Origin of the sequence: Allobosea sp. TND4EK4, from assembly GCF_900156025.1 — a bacterium.
Taxonomy (GTDB): Bacteria; Pseudomonadota; Alphaproteobacteria; order Rhizobiales; family Beijerinckiaceae; genus Allobosea.
Genome location: NZ_FTMO01000006.1, coordinates 141,595 through 156,794 on the forward strand (window position 1 = coordinate 141,595; position 15,200 = coordinate 156,794).

At 67.8% G+C, this 15,200-nt stretch carries 15 protein-coding genes; 6 read left to right on the forward strand and 9 right to left on the reverse strand.

The features are described from left to right. Positions 1 to 4: 4 nt before the first annotated feature. The 3 genes from BW981_RS12965 to BW981_RS12975 form a co-directional block, all read right to left on the reverse strand. The gene (locus BW981_RS12965) at positions 5 to 1,588 is read right to left on the reverse strand and encodes a formate dehydrogenase beta subunit (protein WP_244560311.1); all 1,584 of its coding nucleotides are present in this window, start codon (positions 1,586 to 1,588) and stop codon (positions 5 to 7) included. Between the two features lie 14 nt (positions 1,589 to 1,602). After that, on the reverse strand, positions 1,603 to 2,073 hold the full coding sequence (locus tag BW981_RS12970; RefSeq protein ID WP_076439764.1) for an NAD(P)H-dependent oxidoreductase subunit E: 471 nt from the start codon (positions 2,071 to 2,073) through the stop codon (positions 1,603 to 1,605). A 227-nt stretch (positions 2,074 to 2,300) separates the two neighbouring features. Beyond that, positions 2,301 to 3,215 (reverse strand): LysR family transcriptional regulator, encoded by a 915-nt coding sequence (locus BW981_RS12975; RefSeq protein ID WP_175624122.1) that lies wholly within the window; start codon positions 3,213 to 3,215, stop codon positions 2,301 to 2,303. A gap of 185 nt (positions 3,216 to 3,400) precedes the next feature. On the opposite strand from BW981_RS12975, the gene BW981_RS12980 reads away from it, so the two are divergent. Next, positions 3,401 to 4,438, forward strand: a complete 1,038-nt coding sequence (locus BW981_RS12980; RefSeq protein ID WP_076439766.1) for an LLM class flavin-dependent oxidoreductase — start codon at positions 3,401 to 3,403, stop codon at positions 4,436 to 4,438. 142 nt (positions 4,439 to 4,580) lie between these two features. Here the strand turns inward: BW981_RS12980 and BW981_RS12985 are convergent, their stop codons facing one another. Beyond that, positions 4,581 to 5,078, reverse strand: a complete 498-nt coding sequence (locus BW981_RS12985; RefSeq protein ID WP_076439769.1) for an Lrp/AsnC family transcriptional regulator — start codon at positions 5,076 to 5,078, stop codon at positions 4,581 to 4,583. Positions 5,079 to 5,290: 212 nt separating this feature from the next. On the opposite strand from BW981_RS12985, the gene BW981_RS12990 reads away from it, so the two are divergent. From BW981_RS12990 to BW981_RS13010, 5 genes are all read left to right on the forward strand, one after another. Continuing rightward, a complete protein-coding gene (locus BW981_RS12990; protein ID WP_244560312.1) occupies positions 5,291 to 6,568 on the forward strand; it encodes a thiamine pyrophosphate-dependent enzyme in 1,278 nt (425 codons plus the stop codon). 127 nt (positions 6,569 to 6,695) lie between these two features. Continuing rightward, positions 6,696 to 7,712 carry an alpha-ketoacid dehydrogenase subunit beta gene (locus BW981_RS12995; protein ID WP_076439771.1) on the forward strand — a complete coding sequence of 339 codons (1,017 nt, stop codon included), beginning with the start codon at positions 6,696 to 6,698 and terminating at the stop codon, positions 7,710 to 7,712. Then, positions 7,712 to 9,016: a dihydrolipoamide acetyltransferase family protein gene (locus tag BW981_RS13000; RefSeq protein WP_076439773.1), complete on the forward strand. Its 1,305-nt coding sequence runs from the start codon at positions 7,712 to 7,714 to the stop codon at positions 9,014 to 9,016. The genes BW981_RS12995 and BW981_RS13000 overlap by 1 nt, the downstream gene beginning before the upstream one ends. Before the next feature lie 168 nt (positions 9,017 to 9,184). Continuing rightward, positions 9,185 to 10,582, forward strand: a complete 1,398-nt coding sequence (lpdA, locus tag BW981_RS13005; RefSeq protein WP_076439775.1) for a dihydrolipoyl dehydrogenase — start codon at positions 9,185 to 9,187, stop codon at positions 10,580 to 10,582. Positions 10,583 to 10,690: 108 nt separating this feature from the next. Beyond that, the gene (locus tag BW981_RS13010; protein WP_076439777.1) at positions 10,691 to 11,095 is read left to right on the forward strand and encodes a DUF983 domain-containing protein; all 405 of its coding nucleotides are present in this window, start codon (positions 10,691 to 10,693) and stop codon (positions 11,093 to 11,095) included. A gap of 96 nt (positions 11,096 to 11,191) precedes the next feature. On the opposite strand, the gene BW981_RS13015 is transcribed toward BW981_RS13010, so the two are convergent. The 5 genes from BW981_RS13015 to BW981_RS13035 form a co-directional block, all read right to left on the reverse strand. Further along, on the reverse strand, positions 11,192 to 11,923 hold the full coding sequence (locus tag BW981_RS13015; protein ID WP_076439779.1) for an amino acid ABC transporter ATP-binding protein: 732 nt from the start codon (positions 11,921 to 11,923) through the stop codon (positions 11,192 to 11,194). Continuing rightward, positions 11,904 to 12,557: an amino acid ABC transporter permease gene (locus tag BW981_RS13020; RefSeq protein ID WP_076439781.1), complete on the reverse strand. Its 654-nt coding sequence runs from the start codon at positions 12,555 to 12,557 to the stop codon at positions 11,904 to 11,906. Before BW981_RS13020 ends, BW981_RS13015 begins: the two co-directional genes overlap by 20 nt. After that, positions 12,557 to 13,252 (reverse strand): amino acid ABC transporter permease, encoded by a 696-nt coding sequence (locus BW981_RS13025; protein ID WP_076439782.1) that lies wholly within the window; start codon positions 13,250 to 13,252, stop codon positions 12,557 to 12,559. Before BW981_RS13025 ends, BW981_RS13020 begins: the two co-directional genes overlap by 1 nt. A gap of 80 nt (positions 13,253 to 13,332) precedes the next feature. Next, complete coding sequence (locus BW981_RS13030) at positions 13,333 to 14,136, reverse strand: transporter substrate-binding domain-containing protein (RefSeq protein WP_076439784.1); 804 nt, start codon at positions 14,134 to 14,136, stop codon at positions 13,333 to 13,335. Between the two features lie 79 nt (positions 14,137 to 14,215). Then, positions 14,216 to 15,193 (reverse strand): 2-hydroxyacid dehydrogenase, encoded by a 978-nt coding sequence (locus BW981_RS13035; RefSeq protein ID WP_076439786.1) that lies wholly within the window; start codon positions 15,191 to 15,193, stop codon positions 14,216 to 14,218. Between the last annotated feature and the right edge of the window lie 7 nt (positions 15,194 to 15,200).

A 15,200-nucleotide genomic window follows, 5' to 3' on the forward strand; every position in this document is an offset into this window, starting at 1 on the left:
CTCCTCACTCGGCCGCCATGGGAATGTCTTGCCGTAGGCTGGGAGGACGGTCGAAATCCTCGGGGAAATGGGTGATCGCGCTCATCACCGGCATCGGCGTCAGCCCGCCCAGGGCGCAGAGCGAGGCGTCGGTCATCAGCTTGGAGAGGTCGCGCAGCACCGCGATGTTCTTCGGCACGTCGGTGCCGGCGATGATGCGGTCCATCACCTCGACGCCGCGCGTCGCGCCGATGCGGCAGGGCGTGCACTTGCCGCAGCTTTCCTTGGCGCAGAAGGCGAAGGCGAAGCGCGCCTGCTTCGCCATGTCGACCGTTTCGTCGAAAACCACGATGCCGCCATGGCCGAGCATCGCCTTCATCGCCGCCAGCGCCTCGTAGTCCATCGGCACGTCGAGCTGCGCGGCGGTGAGATAGGCGCCGAGCGGCCCGCCGACCTGCACGGCGCGGATCGGCCGGCCCGACAGCGTGCCGCCGCCCATCTCCTCGATGATCGCGCGCAGCGAGATGCCGAAGGCGAGCTCGATCAGCCCGCCGCGCTTGACGTTGCCGCCGAGCTGCACCGGCAGCGTGCCGCGCGAGCGGCCCAGGCCGTAATCGGCATAGGCCTGCGCGCCATGAGCCAGGATCCAGGGTACGGCCGCAAAGGAGAGCACGTTGTTGACGACAGTCGGTTTGCCGAACAGGCCCTGCAGCGCCGGCAGCGGCGGCTTCGCCCGGACCACGCCGCGCTTGCCTTCGAGGCTTTCCAGCAGCGAGGTCTCCTCGCCGCAGATATAGGCGCCGGCGCCGAGCCGGACCTCGAGATGGAAGGCGTGGTTCGAGCCCATCACCGAGGCGCCGATCAGCCCCGCGGCTTCGGCCTTCTCGATGGCACGCTGCATCGTGCGGAAGGCGTGCGGATATTCCGAGCGCAGATAGATGTAGCCGCGCGTCGCCCCGACAGCGACGGCGGCGATCGCCATGCCCTCGATGGTGAGATAGGGGTCTCCCTCGAACAGCATGCGGTCGGCGAAGGTGCCGCTGTCGCCCTCGTCGGCGTTGCAGACGATGTATTTCTGCTCCGCCCGTGCATCATGCACCGTCTGCCATTTGATCCCGGTCGGGAAGCCGGCGCCGCCGCGCCCGCGCAGCCCCGAGGCCTTGACCACCTGCACGATGTCGTGGCCGGTCAGCGCCAGCGCCTTCTCCAGGCCCTTGAGCCCGCCATGCGCGCGATAATCGGCGATCGAGAGCGGATCCGTGACGCCGACGCGGGCGAAGGTCAGTCGCTGCTGACGCTTCATCCAGTCGAGCTCCTCGGTCTTGCCGAGGCGCAGCGGATGGACGCCGCCGACGAACAGGCCGGCATCGAACATCCCGGGGACATCCTTGGCCGCGACCGGCCCATAGGCAATGCGGCCCTCGGGTGTCTCGACCTCGACCAGCGGCTCGAGCCAGAGCATGCCGCGCGTGCCGTTGCGGATGATCTCGACGGTCAGGCCGCGCGCCTGAGCCTCGCGCGCCACGGCCTGGGCCACCGCTTCGGCCCCGACGGAGAGGGCGGCGGCGTCGATCGGCACGTAGACGCGCATCGGGGTGCTCGGCGCCATCACTGCGTCCTCCCTCATTGCGTCTGGCCTCGGCAGAGCGCGGCGATGCGGTCGGCATCGACCCGGCCGAGCAGCTCCCCATCGACCAGAGCCGAGGGGCCGAGCGCGCAATTGCCGAGGCAGTAGATGGTCTCGACGAGCGCATCGGCCCGATGGTGATCGTCGACCGCGATGCCGTGCTCGCGCGCCAGCGTCTCGACGATCGCCTCGCAGCCCAGGGCCTGGCAGGCCTCGGCCCGGCAGAGCTTGACGATGCGCGCCGGCTGCGGCGCGGTCTTGAAGTCGTGGTAGAAGGTCAGCGTGCCGTGGACCTCGGCGCGCGACAGGTTCAGCGCCTCCGCGATCAGCGGGACCGCCTGCGGATCGACATGGCCGAACTCCTCCTGCAGCGCATGCAGGATCGGCAGCGTCGCCCCTTCGAGATGGGCGAGACGCGCGACAATGGCGCGGGCGCTTTCGGGATCCCAGGCTGGGTAGGCCGCCATGCTTCCTCCATCGGCCCGGTTCGCCGGGCACTGCTTCGGCAGAGGGTGCGCCTTCCTGGAATCATTTCAAATCGTTTGTTCCGACCGAACGATAGGTACAGTCTATCAAAAAGGCGCTGGAGGCTCATTCTGCGCCGCGGCAGAGAGGTTTGACTGCCGAAAGTTGCGCTGCATCATCTATTGTGCACTGCAATATGGCTTGGATCAGTGCCTACGATAGATCGCAACTATCGGATAATGGGCCGGCGCGGCAGGCCGGCATCCGTGACCGGCTTGGTCATCATCAGCAGGTTGCGCGCCAGCGGCGCGATCGGCTGCCGGTCGGCGACGATGAGCCCGATGGTGCGCTGCGCCTCCGGTTCCACGAGCTGGAGCGCGCGGGTGCCGAGCGGCACGCCGAAGAACTCCAGCAATTGCAGCGAGACGATGCTGGCGATGCCCTCGATCCCGGCATGGGACACCAGATTGAAGATCGAGTTGGTCTCGATGACCGGGCGCGGCGATGCTCCCACGGACCGGAAGATCCCGTCGATGATCCGCCGGTTCTGCATGTCGCCGGTCAAAAGGCAGAGCTTGTGCTCGGCCGCTTCCGCCCAGGAGATGGTGTCGCGCGTGCCGAGCGGCCCGTCCTCCCGGCTCAGCAGCACATAGGATTCCTGATAGATCGGCTTCGAGATCACCCGGTCGAGCGGCTCGTTGTCGAGATAGGTCAGCCCGACATCCAGCTCGAAATTATCGATGCCCTGCTGGATCTCCTGCGAGGTCAGCGACAGCACGGTCAGCGAGACCGTCGGATACCGCGCCGAGAACGGCGCGGTGATATGGGCGATCATCGGCAGGGCGGTGGGAATGGCTCCCAGCCGGATGCGGCCGGACAGCCCCTCGCGCAGCTCCGCGATCGAGGACTTCATCTGGTCGGCCTCGGCGAGGATACGCCGCGCATGGGCAAGCACCACCTCGCCTTCCTTGGTCAGGCCCTGGAAGCGGCGCCCGCGCTCAACGATCATCACGCCGAGTTCTTCCTCCAGCTGCACGATCGCGGCCGACAGTGTCGGCTGCGAAACATGGCAGGCCTCGGCCGCGCGGCGGAAATGTTTCTCCCGCGCCAGGGCGTCGAGATAGATGAGCTGTCGGATGATCATGATGCGTCGCGCTGTCGGGCCCGCAGCATTCCCGGCGGAGCCGCCTGTGGCAAGCGGCGCCGTTGCACGGCTTCAAGCCGCCGCTTGCACCCGTGCCGAGCCCGCGCCATTGCGCCGGCGCAAGCGGCAGGCCATCTGAGCCCGAAGGCGCGGCCGCCCTTCCGGTCGTGCAGGATGGACAGGGCATGGCACAGGAACTGACCTTCGGTCTCGACACCTTCGGCGACGTCACCCACGGCGCGGACGGCAAGGCGCTGCCGCATGCGCAGGCGATCCGCGATCTCGTCGAGCAGGGCGTTCTGGCCGACCGGGTCGGCATCGACTTCATCGGCGTCGGCGAGCATCACCGCGAGGATTTCGCCGTCTCGGCGCCCGATGTCGTGCTGGCGGCCATTGCCGCGCGCACCAGCCGCATCCGTCTGGGCTCGGCGGTGACGGTACTCAGCTCCGACGACCCGATCCGCGTCTTCCACCGCTTCTCGACCGTCGATGCGGTCTCGAACGGCCGTGCCGAAGTCATCCTCGGCCGCGGCTCCTTCACCGAGTCCTTCCCGCTCTTCGGCTTCGACCTGCGGCAATACGAGGCGCTGTTCGAGGAGAAGCTGGACCTCTTCACCGCGCTGCTGCCGCAGAAGCCGCTGACCTGGCAGGGTTCGCTGCGCCCGCCCTTGCGCGACCAGCTCGTCTATCCGCCGGTCGAGAACGGCCGGCTCACCACCTGGATCGGCGTCGGCGGCAGCCCGGAGTCGGTGGTGCGCGCGGCGCATTACGACCTGCCGATGATGCTCGCCATCATCGGCGGCGACCCGCTGCGCTTCAAACCCTATGTCGATCTCTACCAGCGCACCTTCGAACAGCTCGGCCGGCCGCCGAAGCCGGTCGGCGTGCATTCGCCGGGCTATGTCGCGGCGAGCGACGAGCAGGCGAAGGAGGAGTTCTTTCCGGCTTTCAAGGCCAATCGCGACCGCATCGGCGCCGAGCGCGGCTGGCCGCCGATGGGCCGCGACGAGTTCGAGCGCGAGGTCGCGCGCGGCTCGCTCTATCTCGGCTCGCCCGAGACGGTGGCGCGCAAGATCGCGGCGACGGCCAAGGGGCTGGGGCTCTCGCGCTTCCAGCTCAAATACAGCGCCGGGCCTTTGGCGCATGAGCGGATGATGGACTGCATCCGGCTTTATGGCGAAGAGGTCGTGCCGCTGGTGCGTGAGATGCTGATGCCGGCGTAGGCTCGCTCTCGCCGGCCTTCGCGCCGTCATCCCGGACAAGCCGCGACGCGGCGCCGATCCGGGATCCATTCCTGAACCTCGATCGCCGGCGTTCCGGAATGGGTCCCGGGTCTCCCTCCGGTCGCCTGGAATGACCGGCGGGTTAAATGGGCGCCTTCAGCGGATCGACCGAGATCGAGCGCTTCAGCGCCCGCAGGCCGAAGGTCGTGCGCGTCTGCCTCACGCCCGGAAGCCTGTAGAGCGTCTCGCGCAGGAAGCGCTCGTAATGGTCGGTGCCGCTGACCGCGACCTTGGCGAGATAGTCGTATTCGCCGGTCACGAGATAGGCCTCGATCACCTCCGGCGCGCGCACCAGCGCCTCGCCGCACTGGTCGAGCACCTTGTCGTCATGCTTGTCGAGCGTGATCTCGACGAAGACGATGTTGGCGTAGCCGAGCGCCTTGTGATCGAGCAGCGCGACATATCTCTCGATCGCGCCCGATTCCTCCAGCCGCTTCACCCGCGTCCAGCAGGGCGAGGGCGAAAGGCCCACCTTCTCGGCCAAGGCCTGCGTCGTCAGCCGCCCATCCTCGCGCAACGCCGCCAGAATCTTGCGGTCGATCGGATCGAGGGCGGAGCCGTTCGGGGCCTTGCGGGTCATCGAAGAATTATTCCGCCGATCGAGGAATTTGCCAAAGGATTTTCTGCCCAATCGCAACCGGGCGGGCAAGTTCGGAATGAACCTCCGCGAAACTGGGTCTAGCGTTGGTTGCAAGGGGAACGATCGCCCGGGCTTGCCGGTTGCCGGCGGGAGCGGGTCGATGGCCTTGCTCGTCGCGGCGCGATGGGCAGAGGCCAGGCAGGGAGAGGCGCATGAGCGGTGACGAGGCGAGCAGGCCGGCGGCGGCACGGTCCGGATCGGCTGCGCCACAGCCCCTGCAGTTCCATGTTCCCAGGCCCGCGAGCCGGCCGGGCGAAAAACCCGACTTCTCGCATGTGGTGATCCCGCGCGCCGGCACGGTCGACCGCCCCCCGGTCGATGTCGACCCCAAGGACATCCGCGACCTCGCCTATTCGATCATCCGCGTGCTCAACCGCGAGGGACAGGCGGTCGGCCCCTGGGTGCCGGACCTCGGCCAGGACGAGCTGATCCGCGGCCTGCGGCACATGATGACGCTGCGCGCCTTCGATGCGCGCATGCAGATGGCGCAGCGCCAGGGCAAGACCTCCTTCTACATGCAGCACACCGGCGAGGAGGCGGTGAGTTGCGCCTTCCGCATCGCGCTGAAGCCCGGCGACATGAACTTCCCGACCTATCGCCAGGCCGGGCTGCTGATCGCGAACGACTACCCGCTCGTCGACATGATGAACCAGATCTACTCGAACGAGCGCGACCCGCTGCGCGGGCGCCAGCTCCCGATCATGTATTCATCGAAGGACCACGGCTTCTTCACGATCTCCGGCAATCTCGCGACGCAGTTCGTGCAGGCTGTTGGCTGGGCGATGGCGTCCGCGATCAAGCAGGACACGCGCATCGCCGCCGCCTGGATCGGCGACGGCTCGACGGCGGAATCGGATTTCCATGCCGCTTTGGTCTTCGCATCGACCTACAAGGCGCCGGTCGTCCTCAACGTCGTCAACAACCAGTGGGCGATCTCGACCTTCCAGGGCATCGCCCGCGGCGGCTCCGGCACCTTCGCTGCCCGCGGCCTGGGCTTCGGCATCCCGGCGCTGCGCGTCGACGGAAACGACTACCTCGCCACCTATGCGGTGGCGCAATGGGCGATCGAGCGGGCCCGCCGCAACCTGGGGCCGACGCTGGTCGAGTACGTCACCTACCGCGCCGGCGCGCACTCCACATCGGACGACCCCTCCGCCTATCGCCCCAAGCACGAATCCGACGATTGGCCGCTGGGCGACCCGCTGATCCGGCTGAAGCAGCACCTAATCGCCATCGGCGCCTGGTCGGAGGAGCGGCACAAGCAGACGGAGGCCGAAATCCTCGCCACCGTCATCGCCGCGCAGAAGGAGGCCGAGAGCTTCGGCACCCTGCATTCCGGCGGCAAGCCCTCGGCGCGCGACATCTTCGAGGACGTCTATGCCGAGCTGCCGCCGCATCTGCGCCGCCAGCGCCAGCAGATCGGGGTGTGAGGATGGCCTCGGCGCGCGAGCATCACGCCGTCATTGCGAGGAGCGCAGTGACGAAGCAATCCAGGGGGACGTCGAGCGGGCCGGCTGGATTGCTTCGCTTGGCTCGCAATGACGGGGGGAGCATCTCATGCTGCGCATGACGATGATCGAGGCGATCCGCTCTGCCATGGACGTCGCCATGGACCGCGACGACGATGTCGTCGTCTTCGGCGAGGATGTCGGCTATTTCGGCGGCGTCTTCCGCTGCACCCATGGCCTGCAGCAGAAATATGGGGTCTCGCGCTGCTTCGACGCGCCGATCAGCGAGGCCGGCATCGTCGGCACGGCGATCGGCATGGCCGCCTATGGCCTCAAGCCCTGCGTCGAGATCCAGTTCGCCGACTACATGTATCCGGCCTATGACCAGATCGTCTCGGAGGCGGCGCGGCTGCGCTATCGCTCGGCCGGCGATTTCACCTGCCCGCTGGTGATCCGCATGCCGACCGGCGGCGGCATCTTCGGCGGCCAGACCCACAGCCAGAGCCCGGAAGCCCTCTTCACCCATGTCGCGGGGCTGAAGACGATCGTTCCCTCCAACCCCTACGACGCCAAGGGCCTGCTGATTTCCGCCATCGAGGACCCGGACCCGGTGATCTTCCTCGAACCGAAGCGGCTCTATAACGGCCCCTTCGACGGGCATCACGACCGGCCGGTCACGGCCTGGTCGAAGCACGCGCTCTCCGAGGTGCCGGAAGGCCACTACACCGTGCCTTTCGGCAAGGCGGCGACGCGGCGCGAGGGCTCGGCCGTCACCATCCTCGCCTATGGCACCATGGTGCATGTCGCACTGGCGGCGGCCGAGGACACCGGCATCGACGCCGAGGTCATCGACCTGCGTACCCTTGTCCCGCTCGACCTGGAGGCCATCGTCTCCTCGGTCGAGAAGACCGGCCGCTGCATCGTGCTGCACGAGGCGACGCTGACCTCCGGCTTCGGCGGCGAGCTGGCCGCGCTGGTGCAGGAGCATTGCTTCTATCATCTGGAAGCGCCGGTCATGCGCGTCACCGGTTGGGACACGCCCTATCCGCATGCGCAGGAATGGGACTATTTCCCCGGCCCCGCCCGCTTGGGCCAGGCGCTGCGCGACATCGTGGAGGCCCGCTGATGGCCGAGCGCATCATCAAGCTGCCCGACGTCGGCGAGGGCATCGCCGAGGCCGAACTGGTCGAATGGCACGTCAAGATCGGCGACATCGTCCGCGAGGATGATCTGCTCGCCGCGGTGATGACCGACAAGGCGACAGTGGAGATCCCCGCGCCGACCGATGGCGAGGTCACCTGGATCGGCGCCGAGGTTGGCGACACGGTCCCGATCGGCTCGGTCATCGTGAAGCTGAAGGTGGCGGGCGAGGGCGGCGCGGCAGCCGAAGAGGCTGTCGATGTCGCGCCTGCCGAGAAGCCGGCTCCCGCCCCGCCCGCGCCGAAAGCCGAGCGGCCTGCGGCGCAACCGGCTCCCGCCGGGCCGGCCGCATCGGTCGCGCCGCCGAAGCCCGCCCCGGCTCGCCTCGGAGCGGTCGCCGTCCAGCGCCGAGCCGCCGGAGAAAAGCCACTCGCCTCGCCGGCCGTGCGCCTGAAGGCCCGCGAGGCCGGCGTCGACCTGCGCCAGGTCCAGGGCAGCGGCCCGGCCGGCCGCATCACCCATGAGGACATCGACGCCTTCCTGCTGCGCGGCCCCGAGCCAGCGCGCGGCGGTGGGCTGGTCGAGAAGAGCGCCGTCACCGAGGTGAAGGTGGTCGGCCTGCGCCGCCGCATCGCCGAGAAGATGGCGCTGTCGAAGTCGCGCATCCCGCACATCACCATCGTCGAGGAGGTCGACATGACCGCGCTCGAGGAGCTGCGGGCGGCCCTCAACAGGAAGCCGACGGCGGAGCGGCCGAAGCTGACCGTGCTGCCCTTCCTGATGCGCGCCATGGTCAAGGCGCTCGCCGAGCAGCCGGGGCTGAACGCGCTCTATGACGACGAGGCGGGTATCGTCCGTCGCCATGCCGCGATCGACATCGGCATCGCGACGCAGACGCCGTCGGGCCTGATCGTGCCGGTGGTGAAGCATGCCGAGGCGCGCGATCTCTGGGGCTGCGCGCTCGAACTCTCCCGCATCGCGGACCGCGCCCGCGACGGCACGGCGACGCGCGACGAGCTCACCGGCTCGACCATCACCATCACCTCGCTCGGCGCGATGGGCGGCATCGCGACGACGCCGGTGATCAACCATCCGGAGGTCGCCATCGTCGGCGTCAACAAGATGGCCATGCGCCCGGTCTGGGACGGCGCGACCTTCGTGCCGCGCAAGATGATGAACCTCTCCTCCAGCTTCGACCACCGCGTCGTCGACGGCTGGGACGCCGCCGTCTTCGTGCAACGGCTGAAGGAGCTGCTGGAGACCCCGGCGACGCTGTTTATCGATGGGTGATGCGGTGAAGCGCGGAAACACGACGTCATCCCGGACGCAGCGCAGCGGAGATCCGGGATCCATGCCTGAGTCTCCGTCGGAAGCGCTCCGGCATGGATTCCGGGCCACGCCCGGGATGAAGGCGTGGTTCAGGCGAGAAATGCGCGCCTTCGATGGCGGAGACCGTTCATGACCGACATCACCTGCAAGCTCCTCGTCATCGGAGCCGGGCCCGGCGGCTATGTCTGCGCCATCCGCGCCGGGCAGCTCGGCCTCGACACCGTCATCGTCGAGAGCGGCAAGCTCGGCGGCTCCTGCCTCAATGTCGGCTGCATCCCGTCCAAGGCGATGATCCATGTCGCCGAGGAGTTCGAGAAGGCCACCGAGGCGGCGGCCGGCAAGACGCCCTTCGGCCTCACCTCGGCCGAGCCGAAGCTCGACCTGAAGCAGGCCGTTGCCTGGAAGGACGGCATCGTCCAGCGCCTCAACAGCGGCGTCGGCGGCCTGCTGCGCAAGGCCAAGGTGAAGATCGTCCAGGGCCGCGCCCGCTTCCGCGACGGCAAGACGGTCGTCGTCGACACCGAGACCGGTCCGAAGACGATCCATGCCGAGGCGATCGTCATCGCCACCGGCTCTGCCCCGGTCGAGCTGCCCTTCCTGCGCTTCGGCGGCAACGTGATCTCCTCGACGGGAGCGCTTGCGCTCACCGAGGTGCCGAAGCGCCTGGTCGTGGTCGGCGGCGGCTATATCGGGCTGGAGCTGGGCACCGCCTTCGCCAAGCTTGGCGCCAAGGTCACGGTGGTGGAGGCGCAGCAGCGCATCCTGCCGCTCTACGATGCCGAACTGACCGCGCCCGTGGCCAAGCGGCTGACTGCGCTCGGCGTCGAGGTGCTGCCGGGCGCCAAGGCCCTCGGCCCGACGGCGAAGGGCGACGGCCTGCGCATCGAGACGGCCGAGGGGCGCGAGCGGGAGCTGCCGGCCGACAGGATCCTCGTCACGGTCGGCCGCAAGCCCGTCACCGAGGATCTCGGGCTCGAAAACCTCGTTCTCGACATGGAGGGCCGCTTCGTCCGCATCGGCGAGCGCTGCGAGACCGCGATGCGCGGCATCTACGCCATCGGCGACGTCACCGGCGAGCCGATGCTGGCCCACCGCGCCATGGCTCAGGGCGAGATGGTGGCCGAGATCGTCGCGGGCTTGGCCCGCGCCTGGGACAAGCGCGCCATGCCGGCGGTCTGCTTCACCGATCCCGAGATCGTCTCGGTCGGGCTCTCGCCGGAGCAGGCGAAGCAGGCCGGCCACGATCTCAAGCTGGGCCAGTTCCCGTTCCAGGCCAATGGCCGGGCGATGACGCGCCATGGCGAGGCCGGATTCGTGCGGGTGGTGGCGGATGCGCGCAACGATCTCGTTCTGGGTATCCAGGCGGTGGGGCAGGGCGTCTCGGAACTCTCGGCGGCCTTCGGGCTCGCCATCGAGATGGGTGCGACCCTGCAGGACGTCGCCGGCACCATCCATGCCCATCCGACGCTCGGGGAAGCCTTCCCGGAAGCGGCGATGAAGGCGCTGGGGCACGCGCTGCATATCTAGCCGGCGCGGCGTTTCGGCGCAGCGTCACGCTGGCGCCTTGATCTGTGGCAAAGCTGGCGCGATCTCCAGCAAAGCCGCCGACCGAGGCGCAGCACCGCGAGTGAGATCATGCCTGCCCAGACCGAATGGCCGACACTGTCCCCCCTCCAGACCGGCCTGCGCGGCCGCTGCCCGCGCTGCGGCCAGGGGCGGATGTTCGAGGGCTTCCTGAAGATCAAGCCGGTTTGCGAGAATTGCGGGCTCGACTACTCCTTCGCCGATCCGGCGGACGGCCCGGCCTTCTTCGTGATGATGTTCGTCTGCGTACCGGCGGTGGCTTTCCCGCTCTGGCTGGAGCTGACCTACGACCCGCCGGGCTGGGTGCATCTGGTCACGACCCTGCCGCTGATCCTGCTCACCTGCATCCCGCCGCTCCAGCCGCTCAAGGGCTGGCTGGTCGCCTCGCAATATGTCCACAAGGCCGAGGAGGGGCGCCTGGCGCCGCCCGCGCCGGAAGGCGGCGTTCAGGGCTGACGCCCCGTCGAACTGCGTCATCCCGGGGCAAGCCCGGGATGACCGTGTAATGAAGCGCCTATGGGAGGCTGCAGAAGCGCCGCACGGCGCGTCGCCTCAATGCGCGCCGGCGGTGACGAAGCCGCGAAGTTCCGGCGTCTGCGGGTTGGCGAACAGCTCCTTCGAGGGGCCCTGTTCCCAGATCTTGCCCTGATGCATGAAGACCGTGGTGCTGGCGACATTGCGCGCGAAGTTCATCTCGTGCGTGACCAGGATCATGGTCATGCCGCCCTGGGCGAGCTTTTCCATCACGAGCAGCACTTCGCCCGTCAGCTCCGGGTCGAGCGCCGAAGTCACCTCGTCGAACAGCATCACCTTCGGCTTCATCGCCAGCGAGCGGGCGATGGCGACACGCTGCTGCTGTCCGCCGGAGAGATTGTCGGGATAGGCGTCGAACTTGTCGGAGAGGCCGACTTGCGCCAGCACCTCCTTGGCGAGCGCCAGCGCTTCGGCTTGCGGCACGTTCTTGGTGATGCGCGGCGAGAGCATGATGTTCTGCCCGACCGTGAGGTGCGGGAAGAGATTGTAGCTCTGGAAGACGATGCCGACATCCTTGCGCAGCTCGCGCAGATGCTTGGGGTCCTGGTCGAGGACATGGCCGGCGACCTCGATCCGGCCGGACTGGAAGGCCTCGAGCCCGTTGATGCAGCGCAGCAGCGTCGACTTGCCCGAGCCGGAGCGGCCGATCAGCGCGATGACCTGGCCGGTCTCGACGGAGAGGGAGACGCCCTTCAGGACCTCGAGCTTGCCGTAGCTCTTGTGGACGTCGTCAATGAGGACGGCTGGCATTCATCACCTTTTCGAGATGGCGGCTGAGCCGGGACAGCGGGAAGCAGATCGCGAAGTAGATCAGCGCGACGAGCCCGAAGACGCGGAAGGAATCGAAGGTCGCGTTGTTGACGAGCTGGCCGGCGCGCGCGAGCTCGACGAAACCGACGACCGAGACGATCGAGGTGTTCTTCACCAGCTGGACGAGAAAGCCGACCGTCGGCGGCAGCGAGATCCGGATCGCCTGCGGCAGGATGACGTAGCGATAGGTCTGCGCCCGCGAATGCGCCAGCGAGGACGACGCCTCCCATTGCTGGAAGGGCACGGACTCGATCGAGCCGCGCCAGATCTCGGCGAGATAGGCGCTGACATAAATCGCGAGCGAGGCGGAAGCCGCCAGGAAGGGCGGCAGCTCGAAGCCGATCACCGACAGCCCGTAATAGCTCATGAACAGCACCATGAGCACGGGGATCGACTGGATCACCAGGATGTAGGTCGCGGCGATCCGGCGCAGGATCTTGATCCGCGACAGCCGCATGATCGCGAAGACGCCGCCGATGGCCCCGCCGATCAGGAAGGCGATCGCCGTCAGCAGCAGCGTCCAGCCCGCCGCGCGGAGCAGGAAGAGGATTTCGGGCCAGCCGAACGTGGTCATCAGGCTGCCTCCGCCTTGGCGTCGAGCCTGTCGATGCTGGAGACCCGCGGGAAGAGGGCGCGGCCCAGCTGGTTCAGCGCGACCTTCAGCGTCAGCGCGAGCACCAGGTAGATGATCGTCACGATGATGTAGGTCTCGAAGCTGCGGAAGGTGTTCTGCTCGATGATCGCGGCGGTGCCGGAAAGTTCCGGAACGGCGATGAACGAGCAGATCGAGGAGGCCAGCAGCATCAGAACGAATTGCGAGGACAGCGCCGGCCAGACGCGCGCCAGAGCCGGCATCAGCACGACATGCTGGAAGACCTGGCGCTTGGTCATCGCGAGCGACAGGCCGGCCTCGATCTGCGATCGGTGGATCGAGTCCACGCCGGCCCGGATGATCTCGGTCGCGTAGGCGCCGAGATTCAGCGTCATCGCCAGCAGCGCCGCTTCCGTGCCCGCCAGCCGGATGCCGAGCAGCGGCAGGCCGAAGAACATCATGAAGAGCTGGACCAGGAAGGGCGTGTTCCGCATCAGCTCGACATAAGAGTCGACCAGCAGGCCGACCCAGCGGCCGAACAGGCTCTTGGCCGCGACGAGCAGCACCGCCAACGTCAGCCCCAGCACGATCGCCCCGAAGGACAGGCCAATCGTCAGCAGCACGCCTTGGATGATCCGGTCGCTCTCGGCGATGACCGGCTCGAACTGGAATTGCATCGGCGGGATATCCTTGCCTCGGGCGCCGGCGGAGCGATCCGCCGGCGGTCGATATCAGGCCTTGTCAGGCCGGCTGGACTTCAGAAGGTCGGGAGCTGCGGCAGCGGGCCGCCGACCCACTTCTCCGAGATCGCGTTGAGCTCGCCGTTCTGCTTGATGTAGTAGATGACGTTGTCGAGCCACTGCTTCAGCTCATAGGCGTCCTTGCGGACGGTCATCGAGTTCGGCTGCATGCCGAAGAAGAACTTCACCTCGGTCTCGGTCTCGCCACGCGCCTTGATGGCGGCATTCGCCTGGGCGTCGGGGCCCGCGATCGCCTCGACCTGGCCGGAGAACAGCGCCTGCATCGTGGTGGCGTCGTCTTCGAAGCGCAGGATCTTGAGGTTCAGCTCCTTCTCGCGGTTGGTGAATTCGCGCTCGACGCTGGAGCCGCGGTTGACGCCGACGGTGCGGCCCTTGAGGTCCGCCCAGGTTTTGATCGGCGTGCCCTTCTTGGCGTAGATGCCCATCTGGAAGGCGCTGTAGGGGCTGGTGAACATCACCGCGCGGGCGCGCTCGGGCGTCGGCGCCAGGGTGGCGACGAGGAAGTCCACCTTGCCGGCTTCCAGCGCGGGAATGCGCGAGGGCGGGGTCAGCTGCACCACTTCCATCGGCACGCCGAGATACTTCGCGACGAGGGTCGCGACGTCGGCGTCATAGCCGATGGCGTTGCCGGTCGAATCGACGGAGCCATAGGGCGGGGCGCCGATCAGGACGCCGATGCGCACCTTGCCGCGCTTGACGATGTCGGTGACCGACTGGGCCGAGGCCTGGCTGGCGGCCATCATGCCGGCGCCGAGCGCCAGCAACGTGCCCGCGATGCGGAGATGCTTGAAGAAGGTCATGCTCGTTTCCTCTCTGCTGCGGCGCTGCCGCCGATCTTGAACCCGGCTCTTGCTGGCCGGCTCTGGGAATGGAAAAAGGTCAGGCGCCTTCACGCACGACGTTGACGAGCGGTTCGCCCGCGAAACGCCGCCTGATGTTGTCGGCGATGACCCCCTGCCTGCGGCTGATCGTGCCACTTGTCCATCCGGACATATGCGGGGTCATTAAAACGTTTGAAAGCTCGTGGAAAGGCAGATTCGACGGCAGCGGCTTGCTGTCCCCAGCAGAGGGGTAGCGATACCAGGTGTCGATGATCGCCCCGCCGATCTGCTTGTCCTTCAGCGCCGCATAGAGCGCCTCTTCGTCGATGGTCGGGCCGCGCCCGACATTGATCACCACCGCGTCCGGCCGCATCGCGGCGAAGGCGGCGGCGGCGACGATGCCCTTGGTCTCCGCGGTCAGCGGCACCGAGACGACGATGATGTCGGCCGAGCCCCAGAAATCGCCGAGGGCGTCGAGCGTGAAGGCGCGGTCCACGAGGGCGGAGGTCGCCACCTTGCTGCGATTGGCGACATGGACCGTCATCTCGAAGGCCTTGGCACGGGCGGCGATGGCCTTGCCGATATGGCCGAAGCCGAGGAGGCCGATGGTCTTGCCCGCGATCTCGCCATGGACGCGCTCGGGAGCGCCCGCCCAGTAGGTCCAGTCGCCCCGGCGCAGGCGGGCGTCGGCATCGGCGAGCGGAATATGGCGGGAGAGGATCGCGCTCATGACGTATTCGGCGATGGCCTGCTCGTGTCCGAAGCAGTTGCAGACCGCCGTCGCGGCCGGCAGGGCCGGGAGATCGACCATGTCGTAGCCGGCGCCCGGGACATGGAACAGCTTCAGCCCGGCCGGGCTCGGCAGGCTCGCATCGAACTTCACGCCGATGATCGCCTCCGCCGCGGCATAGGCCGCCCGGTCGGCCTCGCTCGCCAGCGTGTCGGGCAGCAGCGCGATCTCGGCGGGCTGGCCCAGTCGCTCGGCAAAGCCGTGGCTGAAGGAAGCGGCGTTCTCGCCGTGGAAGACAATGCGCATGATGGGG